Source organism: Opitutaceae bacterium TAV5 (genome assembly GCA_000242935.3).
Classification (GTDB): Bacteria; Verrucomicrobiota; Verrucomicrobiia; order Opitutales; family Opitutaceae; genus Geminisphaera.
In genome coordinates this window covers 336,787-351,506 of sequence record CP007053.1, presented here as the reverse complement: position 1 = coordinate 351,506, position 14,720 = coordinate 336,787, and the positions used below count along the sequence as shown (strand labels likewise).

At 66.8% G+C, this 14,720-nt stretch carries 10 protein-coding genes; 4 read left to right on the top strand and 6 right to left on the bottom strand.

What is annotated here, in order from left to right; all coding sequences use genetic code 11:
- Positions 1-13 precede the first annotated feature (13 nt).
- On the bottom strand, positions 14-1,141 hold the full coding sequence (locus OPIT5_01920; protein ID AHF89197.1) for a transcriptional regulator: 1,128 nt from the start codon (positions 1,139-1,141) through the stop codon (positions 14-16).
- A gap of 291 nt (positions 1,142-1,432) precedes the next feature.
- Here OPIT5_01920 and OPIT5_01915 point away from each other — a divergent pair, with 291 nt between their 5' ends.
- Genes OPIT5_01915 through OPIT5_01900 form a run of 4 tightly spaced genes read left to right on the top strand, consistent with a single transcriptional unit; the run spans position 1,433 to position 10,179 of the window.
- Positions 1,433-3,634, top strand: coding sequence for an oligopeptidase A (locus tag OPIT5_01915; protein ID AHF89196.1), 2,202 nt, complete (start codon positions 1,433-1,435; stop codon positions 3,632-3,634).
- Positions 3,621-3,770 (top strand): hypothetical protein, encoded by a 150-nt coding sequence (locus OPIT5_01910; GenBank protein AHF89195.1) that lies wholly within the window; start codon positions 3,621-3,623, stop codon positions 3,768-3,770. Before OPIT5_01915 ends, OPIT5_01910 begins: the two co-directional genes overlap by 14 nt.
- The gene (locus OPIT5_01905; protein AHF89194.1) at positions 3,767-7,825 is read left to right on the top strand and encodes a hypothetical protein; all 4,059 of its coding nucleotides are present in this window, start codon (positions 3,767-3,769) and stop codon (positions 7,823-7,825) included. The genes OPIT5_01910 and OPIT5_01905 overlap by 4 nt, the downstream gene beginning before the upstream one ends.
- 47 nt (positions 7,826-7,872) lie before the next feature.
- Positions 7,873-10,179, top strand: coding sequence for a hypothetical protein (locus OPIT5_01900; protein ID AHF89193.1), 2,307 nt, complete (start codon positions 7,873-7,875; stop codon positions 10,177-10,179).
- A gap of 13 nt (positions 10,180-10,192) precedes the next feature.
- Here OPIT5_01900 and OPIT5_01895 read toward each other — a convergent pair whose 3' ends face one another.
- From OPIT5_01895 to OPIT5_01875, 5 genes are all read right to left on the bottom strand, one after another.
- A complete protein-coding gene (locus tag OPIT5_01895; protein AHF89192.1) occupies positions 10,193-11,293 on the bottom strand; it encodes a molybdenum ABC transporter ATP-binding protein in 1,101 nt (366 codons plus the stop codon).
- Between the two features lie 12 nt (positions 11,294-11,305).
- Positions 11,306-11,458, bottom strand: coding sequence for a hypothetical protein (locus tag OPIT5_01890; GenBank protein ID AHF89191.1), 153 nt, complete (start codon positions 11,456-11,458; stop codon positions 11,306-11,308).
- 124 nt (positions 11,459-11,582) lie between these two features.
- Positions 11,583-12,251: a molybdate ABC transporter permease gene (locus OPIT5_01885; protein AHF89190.1), complete on the bottom strand. Its 669-nt coding sequence runs from the start codon at positions 12,249-12,251 to the stop codon at positions 11,583-11,585.
- A gap of 115 nt (positions 12,252-12,366) precedes the next feature.
- The gene (locus OPIT5_01880) at positions 12,367-13,143 is read right to left on the bottom strand and encodes a molybdate ABC transporter substrate-binding protein (protein ID AHF89189.1); all 777 of its coding nucleotides are present in this window, start codon (positions 13,141-13,143) and stop codon (positions 12,367-12,369) included.
- 67 nt (positions 13,144-13,210) lie between these two features.
- Positions 13,211-14,710 carry a porin gene (locus tag OPIT5_01875; protein AHF89188.1) on the bottom strand — a complete coding sequence of 500 codons (1,500 nt, stop codon included), beginning with the start codon at positions 14,708-14,710 and terminating at the stop codon, positions 13,211-13,213.
- Positions 14,711-14,720 lie beyond the last annotated feature (10 nt).

Here is a 14,720-nt window from a genome sequence, read left to right as displayed (position 1 = left end):
CGGTGTTTTGCTGTTACGCGCTGGTTCGTTCGATGATGGCGCCTTGCAGTTGTTTCTCGCCGGATACGGGGAGCGATTGCGGATTCTGCTGCACGGCGTCGAGCAGAGTGAAGGCTTCGCGGCCCATCTGTTCGTAGGGGACGCGATAGCTTGTGAAGGGGTGGCCGGTGAGGCATTCGTTAAGGCTGCCGAGCTTGATGTCCTCGGGGATGCGGCGCCCGGTTTCCCGGGCGGCGGTCGCGAGGCCGGCGGCGAGATAATCATCGGCGCAGACCACGGCATCCGCATCCGTTCCGCCAGCGAGGTAATGACGGCCGATCTGCGTGGGTTCGGCGAGCGGATCGGAGAAGTTGGGGTGCATCCCGGGGTCCATCATCACGCCCTTGGCCGGCTCGGGAAGACCGGCCTCCTGCAGGGCGCGATGGTAACCCTGGTACTTGTCCCGCATCGTGGTCGTCCACGAATAATTCGAGACAAAACCGATCTTTTTCGCGCCCTTGCCGATCAGGTATTTCGTCATCGTATAGCCGGCGTGAAAGCCGTCCACGACAATTGCCGGACGGCCGAAGCCGGGCAGGTTGACCTCGGCGAGCACGATGGGATAGCGCGAGGCGAGGAGCATTTGCGAGAGCGAAAGGATATCTTCGGGCTTCGCCAGCGCAGGATAAATGACCGCGCCCTTCACGTCGAATTCCTGCAACCGGGTGATGAACTCGGCCTCCTTCTGATAATCGGCGCCGGTCGAGAGCATCATCACACGACGGCCGGCCTCGTCGGCGGCGTCCTGGAAACCGTTCATGACGCGGCGCACGCCTTCATGGCGCTTGCTTGGAAAAATGAACGCAAAGGCATCCAGCTCCACGGCGGGCACGGGGGCGGAGCCGCTGCCGCCGGCGGCGAGCGGCGTGTTGCGCAGCACACGGGTGCCGGCGCGGGTCCGGCGTTCGACGAGGCCGGCATGGACGAGGCGGGCAATCGCCTTGCTGACGGTGTCACGGCTGCAACCGAGCTCGGCGGCCAGTTCGCCCTCACGCGGGATGACCTCGCCGATTTCCCAGCGGCCGGACGTGATCCGCTCTTCGAGCGTCGCGTAGGCGGCGTCGATTTTGGAGTGGGTTTCTTGCCGGGGAACCAAAGACATGGCCAAGATTAATTCAGACAAAACCGACAAAATCAATCAAATTCTCATGGTACTCTCGTTTTTAATTAACTATATTATTAAAAACAAGATATGTATCTTAATGTGGATAGAGCCGATTTTATTTTCCGACAATTCAGGCAAAGTAACCTATTTGTCGGAAAATCTGATCGAGGTCGACCGGCAGGAGCCCTGGTGTCGAGGTCTGCCCCTGTTGTCGCCGGGGTGCGGCGAGATTGTCTGCCTCGCGGGCTTGCCCGGGCGGCGGCATCGGATTCGCTTGGCGGACATTCCATGCCAATTGCCACCGACTCTCGCCGTTCCGCCGCCACTTCCGGTCATTCCGGCTCCGCCGCCAATCCGTTTCTCGATCCCGCCTTTGCCATCCGCTGGTCGCAGCATCGGCCCGAACTGATTCCACCCGCGATCGAGACGGCGCTTGCCGACGCCCGGGCCGCCATCGACGCCATCGCCGCGCTCGACTCTGGCGGGCTCACTTTTGAAAACACCTTCCTCGCCCTCGAGCGCGCCACCGAGCCGCTTCACTTTGCCTGGGGCAAGGTCACGCACCTGCAATCCGTCAGCGACTCGCCCGCGCTGCGCGAGGCGCACAACGCGATGCTCCCGAAAGTCTCCGCTTTCCTGGCCGGCATCCCGCTCAACAACGCCCTCTGGCAGCGCCTCAAGACCTTTGCCGCCTCGCCCGCCGCCGCCGCGGTCACCGGCGTGTATCGACGTTTCCTGGACGAAACGCTGGCCGATTTCCGCCAGGCCGGCGCCGACCTGCCCGACGCCGAACGCGCCCGCATCGAACAGATCGAGAGCGAACTCGCCGGGCTCACCCAGAAATATTCGGAAAACGTGCTCGACGCCACCAATGCCTGGCAACTCGTGATCGAGGACGAATCGCGCCTCGCCGGCCTGCCCGCCCACGCTCTTGCCGCCGCCCGCCAGTCCGCGCTCGACAAGGGTTTTTCTCACGATCCCGAGGGCGACGCCGACGGCAAGGGAGCGAAACCCGCCTGGCGTTTCACGCTTCATGCGCCGTCACAGGAACCCGTGCTCACCCGTGCCGACGACGAGGCGCTGCGTCGCGAGGTCTGGACCGCCGCCAGCCAAGTCGGCGCGCAGGCCCCGCACGACAACACCGCGCTCGTGCAGCGCATCCTCGCCCTGCGCGCCGGGAAGGCGCGGCTGCTCGGCAAGTCGCATTTTCCCGATCTCGTCCTCGAACGCCGCATGGCCGGCAGCGGGGCGGCGGCGCTTGCGTTTGTCGAGGACATGGAGCGGCGGGCGCGGCCGGCGTTCGTGCGCGAATGCGAGGAACTGGAACAATTCGCCGGCAAAACAGCGGGCGGGCGCAACCGGCAGGCCGGGGCGGCCGGACCGCTCGCGCCGTGGTCGGTGCCGTATTTTGCCGAAAAACTCCGCCAGCAGCGCTACACGTTCGACGACGAGGCGCTGCGTCCGTACTTCGAGGTCGGCCGGGTGATCGCCGGTCTGTTTGAACTGGCCTCGCGGGTGTTCGGGCTGCGGATTGCGGAGAAAAAAGGGGCACGGGCGATTGGCGGAAAAAGCCCGTGCCACGAGGTCGAAGTCTGGCATCCGGATGTGAAGTTTTACGACATGCACGACCGTGCCGGGCGCCACATCGGGTCGTTTTACGCCGACTGGCATCCGCGCGAATCGAAGCGCGGCGGCGCGTGGATGGGTTATCTCGTCACCGGCGGACCGCGCCCCGACGGCACGCGCGCGCCGCATCTCGGCTACATTTGCGGCAACCTTACGCCGCCCTCGCCCGGCCGCCCGGCGCTGCTCACACACCGCGAGGTCGAGACGATTTTCCACGAATTCGGCCATTTGCTCCATCACCTCCTCGGCGAGGTGCCGGTGAAATCGCTCAACGGTGTCAACGTCGCCTGGGATTTTGTCGAGCTGCCCTCGCAGATCATGGAAAACTGGTGCTGGGAACGCGAGAGCCTTGATCTCTTCGCGCGTCATTACGAGACGGATACACCGATTCCCGACGACCTTTTTGAAAAAATGGTCGCCGCCCGCAATTTCCGTTCCGCGTGCGCCACGATGCGCCAGATGCAGTTCGCGAAAATGGACCTCGTGCTCCACCTGCGCGCGGACGAGTTTGCCGACGGCGATCTCGAGGCGAAGGCGCGCGCCGTCGTGGCCGACTGCATGATCCCCACCGAGCCGCCGTCGCCGACCATCGTGCGGCGCTTCGGCCACCTCTTCAGCGACCCGGTCGGCTACGCCGCCGGTTATTATTCCTACAAGTGGGCGGAGGTGCTGGACGCGGATGCGTTCACCCGTTTCCGCCGCGAGGGGCTTTTTTCCCCGGAGGTCGGCGCGCAGTTCGTCGAGCACATCCTGAGCAAGGGCAACTCCGAGCCGCCTGCCGATCTGTTCCGCAAGTTCATGGGCCGCGATCCCGACCCGACGGCGCTGCTCGAGCGCAACGGTCTGGCGCATGCCGCTGGCTGAGTGCAAATCGAAACAAAAAAAGAAAGTGCCTGTGAAACACACGAAAGGACACGAAAAAACCACCGGAAAATCCGTGGTCCGGCTTTTCGTGCCCTTTCGTGTGTTTCACGGGCTGTTTTTCACGCTGACCACATGACCGCTTCGTCCGGAAAAAAAAAGCGTCGCCTGCGCAAGCTCTTCCTCGGCGGGCTTGTCGTGGCAGTGGTCACCCTGCCGTGGTGGCAGCAGACGATTTTGTGGCTGGGCGCGCGTGTGGCCGGGGCGAGCTACGCGCGTTACGAGTCGGTGGAAGGCGGTCGTTTCCGACTGGTCGATGTGGCATGGTCGCAACCCGGCGGTGGTGTGAGTTTCACGGCCGGCGAAGTGGAGGCGGCTGACTTGCCTCGCTGGCTCTGGTCGCGCGATGCGCGCGCGCAGGTGCGTGGCTGGAAAGTCGAGATACAGGACGACAAGCCGAAGAGCGCGGACGCCGGTTCGCCGCCGCCGAACCCGGACGAGGCGCTGGCGCTGGCCGCGCAAATCGCCGGCTGGCTCGAGCGCGGCCTCGGCCGGCTCGATGCGAGCGACGGCCGCGTGCTTGTCGCCGGCCAGGAAATTGACCTGCCGCAACTCGGCTACGCGCAACGGACGCTCACCGCCCGCGTCGGCTGGCGCGACGAGGAAGCGGAGTTGTCGGTGGTGCTGCCGGCAGCGGCGGATGCTTCGGCGGATGTCTCCTCGTCGCCCTCGTCGGCGCTTTCGTTCACCGCGGTTTCGTCCGCCCGCGCGCTTGACGTGAAGGGCTCCCTCGCCGCCGGGGGCAGGGTTGACGCCGTGGCCCACTGGCAGGGCAACGAAGCCGGGCTGGAAGCCACGCTGGCCGATTCCTGGCTGCCGCAGACGCTGACTGCGCGCGGCGCGGGCTGGCGTCTGCCGGCCGCGCTTTGGGATCGCACGGATACTTATGGCGATCTGGCCGGTGACTGGTCGCTGTCCTGGGAAAACGGAAACTACCGCGCGCGCGTCGAGGCCCGCGCGCAGCCATTGCCGGACCGCGGCGCCGGCGCACCGCCGGTGCATGCCGTTGCCGAAGCCTCCGGGGACCGCGAGACGATCACGATCCGCCGGCTGGAAGTCACCGCGCCGCAAGGCCGCGCGCATCTCCTGGAGCCGTTTGCGATCTCGACTACCGGCAAGCTGCTGACCGAGCGGTCGCAATTCGATTTCGAGGTCGATCTCGGCGCGCTGGCCGTCTCCGGTCTGGCCGGCCGCGCCAGCGGTCGCGCTTCGTTCAATCCCGCCGATGCGATGGGCGCGGCCGGAGCCGGCGCGCTTGCCGTGGTGTTCACGCTCGACGGGCACGGACTCGCCTGGCAGGGAAAGGCGATCGGCGACGCGGACATCCGGGGTGAGGTGCGCTGGCCGGAGGTCGCGATTGCGGCGGCGACCCTCGCACTGCCGGAGGCGGGCGGAGAGATCAAACTTTCCGGCGGCTACAACGTGGAAACCCGGATTCTCGCCGACACCCGGTTGGAGGTTTCGCTCAAAAACGCCGCGGCGCTCGCGCCCTGGCTGCCGGCGGAGGCGGGCGATGTTGTGTTCGAAAATCTGATACTGGAAGGACACGCCCGCGGACCGCTCGCCGCCCCGGAGCATGAAGGGAAACTGACGGTGGAATCCGCGGAGTGGGTGCGGCCCGCGGCGTCGGCATCCGCACCGGCGCCGAAACCGCTTTCGTTCCGCGTTGTGTGGTCCGGCGAAGGAGCGGCGGTCGATTTTTCGCAGCTTTCGGCGGCGACAGCGGACAATGCCGCCGCCATCGAACTCGCCGGCAGCTTCCGTCCCGCGACGTCGCCGGATGGCGAGATGGAAGTGACTCTTTCTTCGTTGCGCTGGCTGCGCGGCGGCGAGCCTTTTGCCGAACTGCTTGCACCGGTGACCGTCCGCCAGGGCGGCGAGACGCTGCTCGAAATCTCCCCGATGACCTTGGGGAGCGGCGGCTTTCCAGCCGCTGCCTTGCCGGACGGGAAATCGCCCTCTGCTGATTCTCGCGAGGTACCTTCGACTCCGGACGATTCACGGCAGCGGCTGGAAAGCCGCCGCTCCGGCGCCAGCCTGCCATCGTCCTCCTTTTTCCTCTCGGCCGAAGCCTCGCTCAAAACCCCCGCCGCCGACGGCGCGGGGCGGCTGAAATTCGAAATCCGTTCGGTCACCGCCGCTCTCCTGACCGACTGGGTGCGGCAGGTTCCCGCAGCGGTGACGACGTCCGGCTTCGCGTTGTCGTCGCTCGCCGCCGATCTCTCCTGGACGTCGCCCGACGCGCCGATAGCGGGCACGCTGCGCGGTGCGTTTTCCGCGGATACGCCCCTGCCCGGCGAGAGGGTATCGGTCACCGTCGACCTCGCGACGGGCGCGGGCGACGCCGGCAGTGGCGGCATCGAGCTGCGTACCGCGCAGATCCGCGCGCGCGACGCCGTGCTGGCCGAGGCCTCCGGACGGTTTCCGGCGACCTTGCACGCGCGGCGCGAGGGATGGTTCCGGTTGAGCGAAGAGGTGCCGTTTGCTTTCGAAATCGCCTCGCGCGACGGCGCCGGCTGGCAGGAAACGCTGGCGGAACTGACCGGCGTGAAACTTTCGGGCGCCACGCTGCACGGGCGCGTCGAGGGCACGGTGGGCGAGCCGCGCGGCTCGCTCACGCTCGCCGCCACGCAACTGGAAATCCCGGCGGGGCGGCTGCCGTTTACATTGCCCGCGGTGACGGATGCGCGCGTCGAACTCGTTTTCGACGGACGCGAGGGCCTGCGCATGCCGGTGGCGCGGGTCGACATCGACGGCCAGCCGGTTTCCGTTTCGGGCAAGCTGCCGGTCCGCGCCGACGAATGGGCGAGCCTGCCTGAAACGTGGTCCGGACTCGTCCGCGAACGCGCCGAGGGCGAGCTGCACATCACGAAAGCGAAGGTGGCGTCGCTCGCGCGCTACATGCCCACGTACCTCGCGCCGGCGGGCGAAGTTTCGACCGACATCCGTTACGGTCCGCGCCAGCGCCTGGAGGGCACGCTCGTCCTGGAAGGCGCGGCGTCGCGGCCGCTCGGGCCGCTCGGCGTGTTGCAGCAGATCGAGGCGCATCTGCGGTTCCATGAACGGACGGTCGAGGTGGAGTCGCTCAAGGCGCTGGCCGGAGGACAGCCGGTGACGCTGGCCGGCAAGGCCGACTGGCCGCGCGGCGGACGTCCGCGAGTCGATGTGACCCTGCGCGGGCAGAACGTGCCGTTTGTCCGGCAGGCGGGGCTCGTCGTGCGCGGCGATCTCGACCTGGCGGCGCGTTCGCTCGACGACGATAGCGGGGGCGGCCGGATCAGCGGCGAGGTGCGGTTGCGCGAGAGCATGTTTCTGGCCGATCTCACCTCGCTGCTGCCGGGCGGGACGCGCGGGGCGTCGCGGCGTCCGCCGTATTTCTCCGTGGAGGAGCCGCCCTTTCGGGACTGGGAAATCGATGTGTCGCTGCGCGGCCAGCGTTTCCTGCGGGTGCGCACGCCGGTGTTTGCCGGGCTCGTCTCGGCGCGCTTCAACCTCGCCGGCACGCTCGGCAATCCGCGTGCCGTCGGCGAGGCGACGGTGGAGGACGGACGCGTGATTTTCCCGTTCACGACCTTTGTCGTGCAGGAAGGCGGCGGTATCCGTCTCACGGAGGCTTCACCTTACGAACCGCGCCTGCAACTCACGGGCACCGCGCAGCGCTACGACTACGATCTGCGGATGGAACTGGGTGGCACCGCGACCGATCCGACCGTGCAGTTCTTTTCCAGCCCGGCGCTGGACTCGGAGCAGGTGCTGATGCTCGTCATGGCGGGCATGGCGCCGACGGAGAGTTCGTTTTCCGCCAGTTCGTCGCGCCTGGCCCGCTTCGGCACCTACGTGGGCGCGGACGTGTTGCGGCAGCTTGGCGTGGACGACGGTACGAGCGAGCGGCTGACCATTCGCAGCGGGGAAAAGCTTTCGCGCCAGGGCAAGGAGACTTATGCCGTTGAATACGCGCTCGGCGGTCGCTGGGCGGTGGTCGGCGAATACGACGAATTCGACGGCTACAACGCGGGTGTGAAATGGCGTTTCACGCCGAAGCGGGCGGAGTTGCCCGAACCGCCGGCGAAGGCGGAGGCGGATAATGAAAAAACGGATACACCCGGGGGATCCGGGAAGGGAGGCGCGCCGTGAACGCCGGGCCGGTTCGCGTGGCACGGGCTTCCAGCCCGTGGGATTGCGTGGCATGGCCATCTTGGCCATGTGCTCCGGGAGCACGGGCGATTGGCGGAAAAAGCCCGTGCCACGCCGGACGGAGAGGCAACGTTCATGGGCTGGAAGCCCATGCCACGCAACGCCCGCGGGCTGGAAGCCCGTGCCACGGGGGCGCAACCGCGTTTGCCGGCGTCTTTCTGCTCTTTTTCCTCGCCGCGCTCCGGCTCCCTGCCGCCGACGCGCTCCCCGCCAGCGAAGCATCTCCGCCGCCGGCGACGACGCCGCATCACCGCGCCGAACTCACGGTGCGCGGCCTCGGCTGGTGGGACAACTACCAGGCGCGGCGCACGCTCGACCTCGTGCTCGGTGAGGGGCGCGGCGAAACCGTCGATGCCAACACCATCGAGGATGCCACGCTTATCCTGCTCTCCGGCATGATCGAACAGGGCTATCTCCAGGCCCGTATTGTCGCCTCCGGCGTCACCACCGACGGCGTCCCGTTTTCCCACGAACTCGACAGCGCGCTCACGACCACCCTGCCGCGTCCGCTGGCGACATACGCGGTCACGCTTCACGTGATCACGGGCCGGCGCTACACGTTGCGCGAGGTGACGTTCTCCGGACTGGAAAGCCTGGCCACCCGGCCTGACGGCGGCGCGGCGGTGATCACGGAAAAGGAGGCGAGGGAATTTTTCATGGCTAACCTGGGCCTGTTCACGCCGGCGGATGCCAAGGCGTTTTCTCCGGGGAAACTCGACCGCGGCCTCCTCTCCCTGCGCGAGACGCTCCGCGACCGCGGCTACATGGAGGCGCGCACCCGCGTGGCCGGCGAGCAGCGCGATCCGGAGACGGGCGATGTGCGCGTGCAGGTCGCGGTGGAGCCCGGTCCGCTCTGGCGGATCGGCGGGCTGCAACGCGAGGCCGAGGGAAAGGAGGAACCGTTGCAGAAGGTGGAGCTGCCCGGGACGGGCACGCCCTGGACGCGCCTGGTGGCGCAGGATATCGAGGTCGCGGTGCGCAATGCGTACTATGATGTCGGGTACGCCGATGCCCGCGTGACGGTCGGGGCGCAACCGGAGAAGGAGCTGGCGGAGGATGGCGCGCGGCGCGTGGCCGTCACAGTCCGGGCGATCTCCGGCGAGGAGGTGCATGTCGCGGGGGTGCGGTTTGAGGGAGCCGGACGGACGAATGAAAAACTGCTCCGGAGCAAGAGCCCGGTTCATCCCGGCGATCCGCTCGATCCACAGAAGGTGGAACGGGCGCGCCTGCGGCTGAGCCGCCTGGGCGTGTTCGATCTCGTGGATTCGAAGAACGAGCCGCCGACGGGGCCGGAGCGCGACGTGGTGTTTCTCCTGCGCGAGCAGCCACGATGGGATGCGTCACTACTTTTCGGATACGGAAGCTATGAGCAGCTTCGCGGAGGCATCGAGCTGCGGCAAAACAATCTCAGGGGGAAGGCGCACCGGTCGCGACTGGAGCTGGTGCAGTCGATGAAGAGTTCGCAGGGCGACTATACCTACTCGGTGCCCGAGCTGCTCGGCCCGAATATCGACGGCAGCGTCAAGGTGTTCGGCCTGCTGCGCGAGGAGGAGTCGTTCGACCGCGAGGAGTACGGCGGCAGCCTCCTCCTGCGGCGGGTGTTCCGCCGCTGGCGGGTGGAGGCGACGACGGGGTACACGTTCGAGTCGCTGGGCACGCGCGACAACACGCTCGGCACGAGCGCGACCGACCTCGACACCTCGCGGGTGGGCAGCCTCAACTTCACGCTTGTGCAGGACCGCCGCGACAATCCGCTGCTTCCGCGACGCGGGTGGCGCTGGTATGTGCAGGTGGAGGACGCCGCGAAATGGCTCGGGGGTGACGTGGATTACGAGCGGCTGGAGTTCGACGCGTCGTGGCATGTGCCGCTTGGCGGGGAGCGCTGGCTGCACCTCGGGCTGACGCACGGCGTGGTGTTCGGCAGCGACCGGATCCCGGTCAACAAGCTGTTTTTCCCCGGCGGCGAAAACTCGATCCGCGGTTATGCTTCGGGCAAGGCCGCGCCCCGCGACGCCAACGGCGACTACGTCGGCGCGCGCAGCGAGGTGGTCGTGAACATCGAGTTCGAGCAGCGCGTGACCGGCAACTGGTCGGCGGTGGTGTTCCTCGACGGGCTCGGCACAGCGGCGGACATCGGCGACTATCCGTTCGACGAGACGCTGTTTTCGGTTGGCGCGGGCGTGCGTTACCAGACGATCATCGGCCCGCTGCGCCTGGAGTACGGCTACAACCTCAACCGCCGCTCCGGCGATCCGGCCGGCACGGTGCTGTTTTCGCTCGGGTTTCCATTCTGAATGTGACCGGTGCTCACGCCAGCACGGCGACGGCCTTGATCTGGGCCCAGACTTGCTGACCGGGAGCGAGGCCGAGGCGGTCGCGGGAGTGGCGGGTGATGCGGGCCGAGAGGCGCGTGCCGTCGCCGAGATCGAGACCGAGGAGAACATGGCCCGGATCGGCGGCGGCGGCTTCGGTGAGGATCGTCGCCGGCAGGATGTTGGCGATGGTCGTGACGGCCGGCCGCTCGCGGGTGAGGCTCACATCGCCAGCCTTGATCCGGACACGGAGCCGGTGACCGGTGACTTCGGGAGCGGGACGCGTGATGTGGAGCTGCCCGCCGGGAAAGGCGAGCGTGGAAAGGTTGTAGGCGGCGTCGTGTGCGGTAACAACGCCTTCGATGACCACGCTGGCGTCGTCGAAGAATCCGGCGGGAAGATCGAGACGCGCCAGGGTGTCGGCGAGCGGACCGCTGGCGATGACGCGGCCGGCGGAGAGGAGGACGAGGTGGTCGGCGAGGCGCGTCACCTCGTCGGGCGAATGGCTCACATAGAGGACGGGGATGTCGAGCGCATCGCGCAGGCGTTCGAGCCAGGGAAGGATTTCGGCCTTGCGGGCGTGGTCGAGCGCGGCGAGAGGCTCGTCCATGAGGAGCAGGCGCGGCGAGGCGAGCAGGGCGCGGGCGATGGCGACGCGCTGGCGTTCGCCGCCGGAAAGGCTTTGCGGCCGGCGGTCGAGCAGATGACCGATGCCGAGGAGTTCGATCATGCCGCGAAAGTCGGGGGAGGGGAGGCCGGGAAGGGGGCGCCGGCGTTTGCGGCCGTAGCCGAGATTCTGCGACACGGTGAGATGGGGGAAGAGGCTGGCTTCCTGGAAAACGTAGCCGAGGGCGCGGCGATGCGTGGGGAGGAAGTGACGACGGTCGCTGTCCTGCCAGATTTCGCCATTGACGGAGAGGTATCCGGTGGCGGCGGGTTCGAGGCCGGCGAGGGCGCGCAGGCAGGTGGTCTTGCCGGAGCCGGAATGGCCGAAGAGCGCGGTGACACCGCGGCCGGGCAGGTCGAGATCGACGTCGAGCGTGAAGCCGGCGTAGGCAACCCGGAAACGGGCCTGGATGACGGGTGCGGAAGACATCGGGCGGAGTTTTCAGCCGGAGGGAATGGCCACAAAAAGGCACAAAAAATCCTTCTGCCCGTGGGGAGTCTCCCGTGCGCTTATAAGCGCGATGGAGGGTTCCATGCGCGGCGTGTTCTTTTGTGCCTTTTTGTGGCCATCCGGTTTGAAAAATGGGGTTTTCATAGCGGCGTCCCGAATGTTCTGGATATTACACAAAGATCGCCAAGGGCGCGAAGGAGGCCATCGGCAAGTCTTTGCGTTCTTTGCGCCCTTTGTGTAAAAATCCGGAACTCCTGGCGCGTTGATATCATGTGGCGATTGTCTTGCGGACGAGTTTTTCGCTGAGCCAGAGGGCGACGAAGGCGAGGGCGATGGAGATGACGAGCAGGACGGTGGCCTCGGCGTCGCGGCCGAGCTGCACGTGGTGGTAGATGCCGAGGGCGAGCGTGATGGTTTCGCCCGGGATCATGCCGGCGATCATGATGGTGGCGCCGAATTCCCCGAGCGCGCGGGCAAAGGCGAGCACGCTGCCGGCGAGCAGGCCGCGCGTGGCGAGCGGGAGCGTGACCGTAAAAAAGGCGTCCCACGGGCCGGCGCCGAGGGTGCGGGCCACCTGGTTGAAGCGCGGGTCGATCTCCTCGAAGGCGACGCGCGCGGTGCGCACGAAGAGGGGAAACGACATGACGGCGGTGGCAATGAGGACGGCTTTCCAGGTAAAGACGATTTCGAGGCCGAGCGTGTTTTCCAGAAAGCTGCCGAGCGGACTGCGGCGGCCGAAGAGTTTCAGGAGGATGAGTCCGGTGGCGACAGGCGGGATGACGAGGGGCAGGGCGACGAGGGTTTCCACGACGGCCTTGCCCGGCCAGGCGCGGCGGGAAAGGAGCCAGGCGAGCGCGACGCCGGGGGGCAGGATGAGCAGCGTGCTGGCGAGCGCGATGGCGAGGGTGAAGAGCGTGATGTGGAGGGTTTCGGACAAGGATTGAATGGGTTCCGACAGGAGCCAACAGAGGGAACGGAGACGGGGAAAGGCTTCCGGGCAGTATCTTTTTCTCCGTTCGCTCCGTTGTCTCCTGTTGAAACGTCGCGGTTGGTTATTGTGGCGGCAGGAAACCGTATTTGGCGAAGACGGCCTGGGCCTCGGGCGTGGAGAGCCAGGCGGCGAATTTCTTCGACGCTTCGGGCGATTTCGTGGCCTTGATGACGGCGGCCGGATAGGTGATCGACGGGCCTTCGGCGAGCGGCACCTCGACGGCGATTTTCACCTTTTTCGAAATCAGGGCGTCGGTCTTGTAAACGATGCCGGCGTCGGCATTGCCGGCCTCGACGGCGGCCAGCACGGCGCGGACGTTGTCCACGAAGACCGTTTTGGACTGAAGCCCGTCCCAGAGGCCGAGCTTGCCGAGGTATTCTTTCGAATACGTGCCGACCGGGACGGTCGCGGGATCGCCGAAAGCGACGCGACGGACTTCCGGTTTGGCGAGATCGGCCATCGTGGCGACCGGCGCGGGGCGGTCGGCGGCGACGACGAGGACGAGGGTATTGGCCAGAACAGTACGGCGGGTGCCGGCAAGGAGCAGGCCGCCGTTTTCGAGCTGGTCGACGCGGAGTTCGTCGGCCGAGATGATGACGTCGGCGGGAGCGCCTTCGCGAATCTGCCGGGTGAGGGCGCCGGACGAGGCGAGGTTGAAGCGGAGCTTGTCGCCGGTGGCCCGGGTGTAGCCGGGAGCAAGTTCCCGGAGCGCGTCGGAGAGGCTGGCGGCGGCGAAGACGGTGAGGTCGGCCGCGAGGGCGGTGACGCCGGCCGTGGCGGCGAGCGTCAGGGCGAGCGTGAGTGCGAGAGTGCGCGCGAGGGCGCGGATGTGTTTCATGGTTGAAGGAAGTCGTGTGTTGGCGAGGAAGGTGTGGAGGTGTGTAGCAGAAACGGGGCCGGGCGCGTCAGAACTGGAGCTGGAGGCGGGTGAAGAGGTAGAGTTCGTCGGCCTGCGCGCCCTTGAGCGTGCTGGCGGAACCGCCGCCGTCGTATTCGGTTTTCTCTACACTGAAGAGGAGACGGACGTTCTGGTTGAGATACCAGTTGAGGCCGGCTCCGTAGGCGAAGGCTCCGGTGACGTTGGTGGAGGAACTGAGGCTGCCGGCGCCGGTGAACAGGTCGTCGTCCATGTCGAAGCCGCTGACGCGAGCGACGACCTCGAACGCCCCCCAGGTGCCGTTTTCCCAATTGAAGGGTTTGGCGGGTGTGACGCCGGCCTTGGCGGCGGGTTCACCGGTGAGCACGTAGCCGGCGCTGACACGCCAGCCGGTATTGGTCACGGTTTTGGTGAACGTGCTGCCGTTGGTCAGATCCTGCCGCTCCCAGAGAAACTCGGCGACGAGGCTGAAGGGCGTGCCGGTATACCACTCCAGACCGGGACTGATGTGGGTGTGCTCGCCGTCGGCGAGGAGCGAACCCCAGTTGAGGATCGTCTGCTGGCCGTTGCTGACGATGGCGGTGAGGCCGTTGGCGGCGCTGGTGCCGCGCTTGTTGCCGAAATCGCCGCCGAGGCTGAGGGCGAGTTTCGAGAGCGGACCGTCACTTTTTTTGAAGGGCAGGACGGTGAGGCGGCCGGAGGTGGTGAAGTCGCCGTCGTCGAGCCCGGGAGAACCGCCGCCGAAGCTCTGGTTGTTGTTGGAGGCGCCGTTGAAGAGGCCAAGCCGGTAATCGACAAAACCCGAGGCCAGCGTACCGAAGGCCTCGATACCGATGTCGCGATTGGGCGCGAGGGTGTTGATGAAGGGCGCCTCGTTGAAGTGGCGGTTGCCTCCCGGTTCGAGGACCACGGGGAGCGTGAACTTGCCGGCTTTCAGGCCGAAGGCGGGCGTGAGGGTGGCGCTGAACCAGGCATCGACGAGGCTGGCGGAACTGCTGGTGTTGGAGCCGCCGGCGTACTCGGGCGTGATGTTGAAACTGAAAATTTTCGAGACGGTGCCGGTGAGCGGCGTGCGGATACGGCGCAGGAGGAAACCGTCGCGGTTGGAAGCGCCGTCGTCGAGGAAGACGCGGGCGTCGGTCTGGACGAGCGCGCCGAGCTTGAGCGAAAACGCCTTGTCGGGGGAGGCCACGACGATGCCGGCCGGGCCGGCGGTGACCTTGGGGGTGGTCCGCGCGGCGGCGGCTTCGTCGGCGTCGGTCATGGCCTGGCGTTTTTCGAGGGTGTCGATTTTTTTCGAGAGCAACTCGATCTGCTCGCGCAGGAGCCTGATCTCGTCGTCGGCGGAGCTGGCGGCCCGCGCGGGGGCGGGCGCGAGGACCATGCCGGCGGAAACGAGCAGGAGGGCGCATAACCCTCCCGCCGCGGATGTTCGCAGGGCGGGAAGAAAGGCGTATGGCTTCGCCGCACGCAATCCGGGACAGGCGAAAGCTTGCCGGTGAGGGATGACCGCTGAGTAATTTTTCATAGACACGGGG

Bases quoted from the DNA above. Each gene is read 5' to 3' on its own strand.
- OPIT5_01920 (AHF89197.1), bottom strand. From the start codon at position 1,141: ATGTCTTTGGTTCCCCGGCAAGAAACCCACTCCAAAATCGACGCCGCC.
- OPIT5_01915 (AHF89196.1), top strand. From the start codon at position 1,433: ATGCCAATTGCCACCGACTCTCGCCGTTCCGCCGCCACTTCCGGTCAT.
- OPIT5_01910 (AHF89195.1), top strand. From the start codon at position 3,621: ATGCCGCTGGCTGAGTGCAAATCGAAACAAAAAAAGAAAGTGCCTGTG.
- OPIT5_01905 (AHF89194.1), top strand. From the start codon at position 3,767: ATGACCGCTTCGTCCGGAAAAAAAAAGCGTCGCCTGCGCAAGCTCTTC.
- OPIT5_01895 (AHF89192.1), bottom strand. From the start codon at position 11,293: ATGTCTTCCGCACCCGTCATCCAGGCCCGTTTCCGGGTTGCCTACGCC.
- OPIT5_01890 (AHF89191.1), bottom strand. From the start codon at position 11,458: ATGAAAACCCCATTTTTCAAACCGGATGGCCACAAAAAGGCACAAAAG.
- OPIT5_01880 (AHF89189.1), bottom strand. From the start codon at position 13,143: ATGAAACACATCCGCGCCCTCGCGCGCACTCTCGCACTCACGCTCGCC.
- OPIT5_01875 (AHF89188.1), bottom strand. From the start codon at position 14,710: ATGAAAAATTACTCAGCGGTCATCCCTCACCGGCAAGCTTTCGCCTGT.